Here is a 10,517-nt window from a genome sequence, read left to right as displayed (position 1 = left end):
GTTAAATTGTTAAAGAACTTGTGTTGTCTTTTTGCGACAACTCGGAGTATTATATATTATTTTTAACCCCGCTGTCAACTCTAATTTGCAATTAATTTTTTGCTTTAGAAGTTGATTTTGTTGTCTCATTTATTTGACAACGTGGGCTATTATAGACAAATAAAAAGTCTATGTCAACAAGATTTTTTCTAAAAGTTTTTTCTTTTGTTCAAGATGGTTAGTTATGGTTTTGTTTTTTAATCGCTTTTTTTAGGAAAGTTTTTTTCTAGACTAAATGTTTTTCGCAAAATAAGCATTCTAAATTACATTTGTTTTGACAGCAATAACTCTAAATCTTTTATATGTTTATTTAAATCTAATCTGTAAATTTAGATTAATAAAATTTTTATCACTTTCCCTGTAAACTTCACCAAACTCATGTCGTGACGTTGAAGCTGTCTCATACTTAGTGCTTTTCAGTAGGTATTCTTCGAAGTAATTACGATTATAGATATGATAAGCGAGAACATTCCCCTCTTTGGTAACGACTATATACCCACCAGTTGCTTCGTCTACACCATCCCAAACTGTAGCTGGCTTCATCCCAAGAGCAACAGCTGTTAGAAATTTCTTAAACTTATATCTGTATGCATTTACGTTTCCATAAGACATAGGATTATCTTGTTCAAGCTTTTCTACAATTTCATCACAATTACTAATGCCGTCTCTATAAAAATATAGTAAGGTTTGAGAGATAATTTTATCCATATTGCTATCGATGAGCACCAAGTTATCTGTAAAAACCTGATTATTCATTTTGTTGTAAGTTAAACTTACACCTTTTTCGCTTAGTCTATTTATTCGACCTTTGACATCTGTATGATTTTTTCCACCAGATACTTTGTATATGCTATTAATCTCTTTTACTAAATCAGGATGGCTATCAGTTAACTCGTAGATAAAGTTTGTTGTTTTACCTGCATTTAATAAAGTAGGTGCAGAACCTAACTCTGATTTTATCGAAAAACCTACAGTTGGACTATAACCTGTGTTTACATCAACAATTTTTATAGAAATATCACTCTTATCCACAGCGGGAGCAGAAAGCTTATAACATAAAATGCCTTTCATAAACGTCTCAGTATTTTCTACTGCGAAAGCTCCTTTAGCAGATTTGCACTTTAACTCATTCAATAAGCTTTCATTTTCTTGCTTGAACACGTTTGCGGATAATTCTTTTACTTTCGTCCCATTGTGGTAAATCGTAATAGTCTCACCCGCAAAATATTCTAAACACTCTCCTCTAGTTTCCTCTCTTATTATTTTTATAATTGGAAAATAGATATCTTTGATCTTATTAAGGTTACTGTCGGCTGCATATATTTTTCCCTCGGCTAAAAGTTTAAGTAAAACATAAATCTCCGACCATTCTCCTTTATTACCTTTTATCATTTGGATCTCCAACAGTACAATTCAATCTATGTTAATTACTTAATACCCCGATTTATAGCTCTAGGTACTTCATAATTTTTTGAGCTATAGCTTTAATAACAGGTATTGTAACCGAATTGCCAAACTGCTTATATAAATGCGTATCAGCAACCACTAATTTAAACTCATCTGGAAAACCTTGCAGTCTAGCCCATTCTCTTGGCGTCATCTTACGTATGTACTCTCGATTGATTTCTCCTTTAATATGAGTTACGGGAGTAAAGTTAGTTAGTCTAGGATCAACGATAAGATTTCTTTCTCTTCCCATACCACCACAAACTATAGCCCCTGCAATTGAATCTAACTCTCTGATCTCATAACCAAAACCATGTCCTTTAGCTGCATGTCTTGCTTTGTGTTGTTTGAGAGACTCAAGGTAGGCAGTAGACAGGTAGTACTTAGGAGAAACTTCTTGCTCTTCAAGAATATCGGCAATAACTTTACTTGTATCAGTTTTTGTTGGGAAAGTAAACTGCTCGGGAGCTATGTCTTTTCTAAAAGCGACAATATAAATTCTTTCGCGGTTTTGGGGAACCCCAAAGTCTTTACTATTTAGCACTTGAGAAAAAACAACGTAACCTAAATCAGCCAGAACACTTTGAATTACCTTAAAGGTACGTCCTTTATCATGGTTAACAAGGTTTTTTACATTCTCGCAAAAAACTACTTTGGGTTGATGCTGTTTAACAATTCTCGCTACATCAAAAAACAAGGTTCCTCTTGCGTCCTCAAAGCCCTTTTTACTACCAGCTAAAGAAAAAGCTTGGCAAGGAAAACCTGCGAGGAGAATATCATGCTCAGGTATGGATTTCTCATCGACTTTAGTTATATCCCCAACTACTTGAGCCTGATCTTTAAAGTTGGCTAGATAAGTTTCTCTTGCTTTAGCATCTAGCTCACTAACAAAAACTGTTTCTATTTGCTCAGCAAAGGCTTGCTCAAAGCCTAGTCTAATTCCACCTATTCCCGCAAATAAATCAATCGATTTGTACATTATTTTTTCCTTTTCTTAATTATGCACTAAGCTTTATTCTACTATAAGCTCATCTTCTCGTCATCTTTTATTAGGTAGTACCTAAGCAAGAATTGGCAATTATTTTCCTCACACATTTATAGTCTAGTATTCTTGTATTTTACTTGCCTAAACCTCTGGTTTTCCTGTTAAAATCACGCTAAATTATTGGTATAATAAACAATAGTAGAGCTGGTTTTTTATAAGTAACATTTACTATCTAGAATAGAAAAAAATTACTCCCTACCCAGCACAAAATCATATATATTCTCAACTCAACTTAAATAATATACATATCTATGAAAAGGAAAAATATCTTTTGGAGCCTAAGTCTGTTAGGTTTAGCAGCTATGGGTTTAAGTTCTTGTTCTAACACAGGTTCGGCTTTAAATATTTTCTCGAAATATAAATATAACTTTACCAATATCACCTACTATCAGCTTCCTAACGAACTCATGGTTAAAGTTATTAACCCTGAAGAAGTTAGAATCACGTTTACAGATCCTAAAGCCTTAAGAGACTTTATTCAAGCTTACATTCATCATGTAAAGAGCTACACGCCTTTAGACTTAAGTTTTATTGATATGTCAAAAGTTGACAATGTTGACTTTCTCTTTGCAGGAACTTTAAAGAGATATGAATCTAAAGATCTGTATGGAACTTATCCTAATACCTTTCGAGTATCCTTTTATGGATGTAGAGGAGACTTAGATAATGTAATAAACGTTGACTTAACTACTATAGATTTTAGTCATGTTAAATCAATGGTAGGTACCTTTGCTTGTACTTATATCACTCCCTCTACTGATCTAAGTAAAATTAATGTATCTAACGTTGAAAATATGAACAGCTTATTTAGCGAGGCTACTTTTGCTGTCCCTTCTGCTGTTAATATCGCAAATTGGGATGTATCAAAAGTTCAAGACATGACTGCTATGTTTTACAGTACTAAATTTAACCCAGATATAAACAATTGGAATGTATCTAATGTTACTAGTATGTACAGCATGTTTGCTAACGCAAGTAACTTCAACCAAGATATTAGTAAATGGAACGTAGGAAATGTTTATATTATGTCTTTTATGTTTAATGGAGCTAGTAACTTTAACCAGAATATAGGCAATTGGAATGTTTCTCAGGTTAGAAGTATGAAAAGTATGTTTGCTGGTGCCTCAGCTTTTAACCAAGACATAGGGAACTGGAACGTTTCTCAGGTTAGAGATATGATGGGAATGTTTGTTGATGCCTCTGCTTTTAACCAAAACATAGGGAACTGGAACGTTTCTCAGGTTACTAATATGAACGGGATGTTTCTGGGAGCTGAAGCATTCAACCAAAATATAGGTAGCTGGAATGTAGCAAAAGTTACTGATATGGCTTCCATGTTCGAGCAAGCTACGAGGTTCAACCAAAACATAGGTAACTGGGACGTATCTAATGTTACTAACATGGGATCTATGTTTAATAAGGCAAGAGCATTCAACCAAAACATAGGTAGATGGAACGTTTCTAAAGTTACTAATATGAAAGCAATGTTTAATGGTGCTGAATCCTTCAACCAAAATATAGGTAGCTGGAATGTAGCAAAAGTTACTGATATGTCACATATGTTCAATCGAGCTAAGAGATTCAACCAAAACATAGGTAACTGGGACGTATCTAATGTTACTGATATGAAAGCAATGTTTCACTATGCAGATGCTTTCAATCAAGACATAGGATTATGGAAAGTATCTTCCGTAAGAGATATGTCACATATGTTTTTTGCGACAAAAGCATTTAATCAATATATAGGATTTTGGGATGTATCTAATGTTAGAAATATGTCATATATGTTTACAGGAACTGTTAGATTTAACCAAGATATAAGTCACTGGAACGTATCAAATGTCAATGATATGTCATATATGTTTGCCCTCTCTGAAGCATTTAATCAAAATCTCACTTTCTGGAAAGTTTCACATGGTACAAAACATGACCACTTCTCCAATGGTGCAAGAAGATTTAATAGATCTCTAGCCCCTAACTTCTATTAAAAATTAACCTGTGTGGTGTTGCAGAGTTTCTTAAACAATTTCGTAAAACACAATAAAATTCCCCCGTATACCTACTGTATACGGGGGTTAGTTATGGTTATTATCCTTGCTTGCCATTAAGCTTTGATAATCCACCTACTGCCATAACTTTATTTACTACTCAAAATATCAATCCCTATGACTTTCTATGCCTTTTAACCTAAAGATAAAAGACAAAACTCCTGAGCAAAGTTTCCTTGCCTTAGCATTTTCTCTTCCTCCTCTTTCCTTTCCCCATGCTTATTACTGCTATAATAAATAGTAAAAAAATTACCATTACCCTTGGATTCTACTTATGAAAAAACTCTTCCTTAGCCTCAGCATTGGGGTTGTAACTCTTGGTTTAGGAGCAGGAGGATATTATCTTTACGCTAACTCTACTAGCCCTACATATGAATACCAACTCAAAGATATTACCTTCGAGCAACTACCAGCCGAATTAGCCCAAAAGCGTCTAGATCCAACTCAAGTAAAGATTACCTTTACATCTAGCTCCAAACTAAAAATCTTCTTAGATGTCTATATTGCAAAATTCAATGATCTTCAAGGACAACCTCTAGATCTGAGTTTTCTCAATATGAGTAAACTTAAAGACATAGACTTTCTTTTTGCGGGTAAAATCAATGAATATACTATGGCAAATGGAGCTGTGTACTTTTCTTGTAATCCCAATGATCTCCGTCCTCTCAATATCGACTTTTATACTTTGGATTTAAGTAATATTACTTCAATGCGAGGCACTTTTGCTTGTACGACTTTTACTAATGACATTAGCCAACTCAATGTAGCAAAAGTAAAAAACATGAATAGCCTCTTTACCAGTGCTTTAAGTTTTAATCAAGATTTGAGTAACTGGGACGTTTCAAATGTCACAGACATGGCCTTTATGTTCAAAGAAACTCCTTTCAACCGCAATCTAAGCACTTGGGATGTGAGTCGCGTAACTGACATGACAGGCATGTTTGCTTATACTTCTGACTTTAACCAAGAGCTAAATTTTTGGGATGTATCTCGCGTTAAAAGTATGCAAGGTATGTTTCTTGAAGCCAAAAGCTTTAATCGCGATCTTGATTACTGGGATGTTTCACGAGTAGAAAACATGACGGCTATGTTTATGTATGCGCCTGTTTTTAATGGTAATATCAGCACTTGGGATGTAAAGCGTGTAACTAGTATGCATTCCATGTTCCATGGAGCCTACCAGTTTAATGGCGATCTCAGTAAATGGAACGTAAGTCGAGTTACGGATATGTCCAGAATGTTCTTTCTTGCAACTAACTTTAACCAAGACCTGAGCAAGTGGAATGTGGCTAGAGTTACAAATATGTCACAAATGTTTTGGCAAGCGAGCAAGTTTAGTGGCGATTTAAGCAGTTGGAATGTAAGTAAAGTAACAAATATGCAAGGAATGTTTGGCAATGCAGAAAACTTTAATGGCATTTTACGGGACTGGGATGTTTCTCAGGTTACGGACATGTCCTATATGTTCATAAATGCCAAAAACTTTCGCAATAACCTCAGCAAATGGAATGTCTCGCAAGTAAAAACCATGCGTGCGATGTTTAGTGGAGCGAGCTTTTTCTGGAGTGATCTCAGTAAATGGGATGTTTCTCAAGTTACAGACATGAGTTTTATGTTCAATAAAGCAGAGAACTTTTATGGCGATTTAAGTAATTGGGATGTATCTCAAGTAACAAACATGAGAGGAATGTTTCAGCAAGCAACAAACTTTACTAGCGACCTAAGCAAATGGCAAGTAGGTAAAGTAAACAATATGGCAAATATGTTTTCCTATGCGGTTAAGTTTCAGTGTGATTTAAGTAATTGGGACGTTTCTCAAGTAACGGACATGCGAGCTATGTTCTCAGGGGCTTATAGATTTACAAGTAACTTAAGCAAGTGGAATGTAGCACAAGTAACTAACATGGAGTATATGTTTGCTTATGCTTTTAGGTTTAGAAGTGATTTACGGGCTTGGGATGTTAGCCGAGTTTTACAAAGCCAAGATATCTTTTTAGAGGCAAGAAGCTTTAATCTGGCTTATAGTCCTCGCTTTAAGTAACCTAATCCCAAAACCAAAACAAAAAACCAAAGAAAGCAAAACAAACCTAAAACAACCCTCAAAGAAAGCAAAACAAAAACCAAAGAACCCCAAACAAAAACCAAAGCAAAGAGAACAAAATAAAGAAACAAAATACAAAGAAACCAAAGCAAAAACCCAAACACCCAAACAAAAACCAAAGAAAAATAAACAAACCTCAAACCCAAAACAAAGAAACCAAAGCAAAAACAAAACCCAAAACAAAAACCCAAAACAAGATCCTAAAGCAAGAAAAAAGTAGTTCCATTCTAAAATGCACTTAAAGTGCACTTAATTTTTCCTAAAAAACAAACTATCTTTTCCTCTAGCTTTTGCCAACTTAAAAAGAACAATTAAAGTATAATATGCGTACCTATTTTTTTGCTAAAGAGCTTGCCTAACTTTATTTGGCCTTTAGTTTAGCTTTAGCTTGGCTTTAGCTTGAACTTTGTTTGTCTTTAGCTTGAACTTTATCTTGAGCTTTGTTTAGCGTAGCTGACCTTTACTTAGCTTTAGCTTGATTTTATCTAGCTTTAGCTTGACCTTAGCTTGAACTTTGTTTGGCTTTAGCTTGTCTTTAGATGACCTTAGCTTAACTTAGCTTAACTTAGCTTAGCTCTAACTTGGTCTTAGCCTAGCTCTCTTATTTTCATTTTGTCTTTTGCTTTTTATTTTTATTGAGTTATATCCATGCCTAAAAAGAACCTTTTCTTATCTTTTACCGCAACCGCAATGGCTTTGCTTGCTAGTCTGGAGCTAAGTAACCCAGCCTCAGCTAAAAGTTACAAATATCAATTTACCGATCTTTCTTTTTATCAACTTCCAGAAGAAATCCAAAGCCAACCTCTAGATCCGCAACAAGTAAGACTGAGCTTTACTTCAAATGAAAATCTAAGAGACTTTCTTCTTGATTACCTTGCCGAGTTCAATGATCCGCAAGGCAAGGCTCTGGATCTAAGCTTTATTAATATGGAAGGGATTGATAATATCGATTACCTTTTTGCAGGAGCTTTTGAGGAAGATAAACTCGACAATGGTCAAGTTTATACCTACTGTTACCCAGACGAGTATAAAAACCTCAATATAGATTTTGCTAGTTTTGATACAAGTAAAGTAACTTCAATGCAAGGTACTTTTGCTTGTACAATTATTAACAATGACCTGAGTAAACTACAAGTATCACAAGTGACTAATATGAATGGTCTCTTTAGTAATACTCAATTTAGAACTAATCAAGCTGGCTTAAATCAATGGGATGTTTCTCAAGTCCAAGACATGGCTTTTATGTTTAAAAGCAGTGACTTTAACCAAGATCTAAGCTCTTGGAATGTAAGCCAAGTAAAAAACATGACAGGAATGTTCTGGGGTACCTCCAACTTTAATCAAAGTCTGCAAACTTGGGATGTAAGCAAGGTGCAAGACATGAGTTACATGTTTTACGCAACTCCGAGCTTTAATCAGGATTTAAGCAAGTGGAATGTATCCCAAGTAACCAATATGCAAAACATGTTTGCTCAAGCAGAGGCTTTTAATGGGCAAGTGGGCACTTGGAATGTGGCAAATGTACGCAATATGGCACATATGTTCAGTAAAGCAACTCGCTTTAACCAACCTCTCAATTCTTGGGATGTAAGCAAAGTAACAAATATGGAAAGCATGTTTGCTGGAGCTACGAGCTTTAACCAGGATCTCAGCAAGTGGAATACGGCTTCGGTAACTAGTATGCGAGCTATGTTTGCTCAAGCACAAGCTTTTGCCCAAGATTTAAGTATGTGGAATGTAAGTCAGGTTACTGACTTAAGTCACATGTTCAATGGAGCGGCTAAATTTAATGCCAACTTAAATAACTGGGATGTAAGTCAAGTTAAAGACATTTCCTATTTATTTAATCGAGCAACTAGCTTTAATGGACAAATCAAAGATTGGAATACGGCTCAAGTAGAAAAAATGAATAATACTTTTGCTTATGCTACGAGCTTTAACCAAGATCTGAGCCAATGGAATGTAAGTAAAGTAACTTCTATGCGCAATCTTTTTGATCATGCTTTAGTTTTTAATCAAGATTTAAGTGGCTGGGATGTAAGTCAAGTTAAAGATATGTCTTACATGTTTGCCTTTGCCCAAAACTTTACGAGTGATCTCAGTAAATGGGATGTATCTCAAGTACAAAGCATGCAATTTATCTTTGCTGATACTAACAAGTTTAATAGCGATCTGCGAGCTTGGAATGTAAGTAAAGTAAGATTCTATGCTAATGCTTTTGTTAATGCCAAGGCTTTAAAGCCAGAATATCAACCAAAATTTGAATAAAACTATCCCCTCAAGCAGTTTTGCTTGAGGGGATTAATTTATATTTTTGCGATTGGCTTGAATTTTATTTTTATTAGCAATATATTCATATAACAGCACACTTAACAATACTTGTACTTAAAAATATGAATAAATTAAAATTATCTCTTTGTTACGCTCTGTTAGCAATGAGCTTGCCAAGTATGGCAGCTCTAAAAAATGTTACTGCCATTAGTGTACCTACTTCAAGTGGGCAAAAATTGGTAGCGGCAGCTCTCGAATACGATGAGGTTATCAGTAATAAAGATCTTAAAATCAGTAGCTTTGCGATAGAGGGAAGAACTATTACTGGCGTTTATGCAACTAATGCTCTAGACCTCCAAGCTCCAGCTGGGGACGGCAATATAGTTATCCTTCAACTAGATGGCAATGATGAGCTAGCGGCTCTAACTACACATGAACCGCGTGAACCTTCAGTAGAACGCCAACTTGTGCTTAATGTGCAACAAAAACAAGCTCTTGTAGATGCTCAAGGTCAAGAAGTAGCTCCTGGTCAAGCAACAAGCAGTAAAACCATTAACCTCGTTGTTGATGACTTTAAGCAATATGTTTATACTGATCCAGAAACAGGGATACAAGTACCTTATAACCTTTATGTTCCTAAAGATTATGATCCGACCAAGAGCTATCCTTTAGTAATGTTTATTCATGATGCTGGAGCAACTAACAGCAATATTCGTAATACTCTTTTACATGGGAATGGAGCAACAGTTTGGGCTAGTCCTGAGTTTCAAGCAAGACACCAAGCTTTTGTGTTAGCGCCACAATATGATCATGTTATTGTTAATGACAATTCTGATGATCCAGTTGACTTAGATCCAACCATTAATCTAATTAAAAGCCTGCAACAACAATATAACATAGATGCAAAACGCCTTTATACTACAGGGCAATCAGGCGGTGGAATGATGTCTATTGCCATGAACAGCAAATATCCAGACTTCTTTGCTGCTAGCTACTTAGTTGCCTGCCAATGGGATCCAGCTAAAACTGTTCCTATGGCAAACAACAAGCTCTTTATTTTTGTATCTCAGGATGACAAAAAAGCTTATCCTGGACAAAATGCAATTCTTGCCGAACTAGCAAAACATGGAGCAAAAATCGGACAAGCAACATGGCAAGGAAATGCTAGTGTGGCAGAACTGAATCAAGCAACGCAAGAGCTTTTAGCTCAAGGTGGCAATATTCACTATGCTGTAATTGCTTCAGGCACTTTACCTGTGCAAATTGCCGATCCAAATAGCACTCATCCTGCTCAAGCTCACTTAGGTACTTGGGAAATTTCTTATAATATCCCAGCAATTCAAGATTGGTTATTTGCTCAGAAAAAAGATTAGAGAAAAAAGCAATAGATCTGTAACTTCTCTTTTTTTGTAATTTATAACATTAGAGAGCTTCAGGTAGAAAACGATATTACTAATTTAGTGATCAACTTATCTACCTCACTTGCTTTACAGCTCTTAGTTGAAAAAACTCCTCCTAAAAATTTTAGGGGGAGTTTTTTGTACCGACAAAAGCAAAAGCAAAAGCA

6 protein-coding genes are annotated in these 10,517 nt (G+C 35.3%); 4 read left to right on the top strand and 2 right to left on the bottom strand.

The window, feature by feature from the left end; all coding sequences use genetic code 11:
- Window positions 1–345 precede the first annotated feature (345 nt).
- Window positions 346–1,431 (bottom strand): HpaII family restriction endonuclease, encoded by a 1,086-nt coding sequence (locus tag CJP74_RS06245; protein ID WP_119497412.1) that lies wholly within the window; start codon window positions 1,429–1,431, stop codon window positions 346–348.
- 52 nt (window positions 1,432–1,483) lie between these two features.
- Window positions 1,484–2,464: a DNA cytosine methyltransferase gene (locus tag CJP74_RS06240; RefSeq protein WP_119497411.1), complete on the bottom strand. Its 981-nt coding sequence runs from the start codon at window positions 2,462–2,464 to the stop codon at window positions 1,484–1,486.
- Between the two features lie 368 nt (window positions 2,465–2,832).
- On the opposite strand from CJP74_RS06240, the gene CJP74_RS06235 reads away from it, so the two are divergent.
- The 4 genes from CJP74_RS06235 to CJP74_RS06220 all read left to right on the top strand — a co-directional run bounded on the left by CJP74_RS06235 (window position 2,833) and on the right by CJP74_RS06220 (window position 10,323).
- Window positions 2,833–4,518, top strand: a complete 1,686-nt coding sequence (locus CJP74_RS06235; RefSeq protein ID WP_222986990.1) for a BspA family leucine-rich repeat surface protein — start codon at window positions 2,833–2,835, stop codon at window positions 4,516–4,518.
- Window positions 4,519–4,852: 334 nt separating this feature from the next.
- A complete protein-coding gene (locus CJP74_RS06230; protein ID WP_119497409.1) occupies window positions 4,853–6,619 on the top strand; it encodes a BspA family leucine-rich repeat surface protein in 1,767 nt (588 codons plus the stop codon).
- Window positions 6,620–7,327: 708 nt separating this feature from the next.
- Window positions 7,328–8,947: a BspA family leucine-rich repeat surface protein gene (locus tag CJP74_RS06225; RefSeq protein ID WP_119497408.1), complete on the top strand. Its 1,620-nt coding sequence runs from the start codon at window positions 7,328–7,330 to the stop codon at window positions 8,945–8,947.
- A gap of 125 nt (window positions 8,948–9,072) precedes the next feature.
- Window positions 9,073–10,323 carry a prolyl oligopeptidase family serine peptidase gene (locus CJP74_RS06220; RefSeq protein WP_119497407.1) on the top strand — a complete coding sequence of 417 codons (1,251 nt, stop codon included), beginning with the start codon at window positions 9,073–9,075 and terminating at the stop codon, window positions 10,321–10,323.
- Window positions 10,324–10,517 lie beyond the last annotated feature (194 nt).

The sequence above is a fragment of the Psittacicella melopsittaci genome, from assembly GCF_003585925.1.
Classification (GTDB): Bacteria; Pseudomonadota; Gammaproteobacteria; order Enterobacterales; family Psittacicellaceae; genus Psittacicella; species Psittacicella melopsittaci.
The sequence above is the reverse complement of the archived record's forward strand: the minus strand, read 5'-3'. Positions and strand labels throughout refer to the sequence as shown.

What these genes read in the sequence shown, in the direction of transcription:
- CJP74_RS06240 (WP_119497411.1), bottom strand. Translation starts at nt 2,464, where the DNA reads ATGTACAAATCGATTGATTTATTTGCGGGAATAGGTGGAATTAGACTA.
- CJP74_RS06245 (WP_119497412.1), bottom strand. Translation starts at nt 1,431, where the DNA reads ATGATAAAAGGTAATAAAGGAGAATGGTCGGAGATTTATGTTTTACTT.
- CJP74_RS06230 (WP_119497409.1), top strand. Translation starts at nt 4,853, where the DNA reads ATGAAAAAACTCTTCCTTAGCCTCAGCATTGGGGTTGTAACTCTTGGT.
- CJP74_RS06220 (WP_119497407.1), top strand. Translation starts at nt 9,073, where the DNA reads ATGAATAAATTAAAATTATCTCTTTGTTACGCTCTGTTAGCAATGAGC.
- CJP74_RS06235 (WP_222986990.1), top strand. Translation starts at nt 2,833, where the DNA reads ATGGGTTTAAGTTCTTGTTCTAACACAGGTTCGGCTTTAAATATTTTC.
- CJP74_RS06225 (WP_119497408.1), top strand. Translation starts at nt 7,328, where the DNA reads ATGCCTAAAAAGAACCTTTTCTTATCTTTTACCGCAACCGCAATGGCT.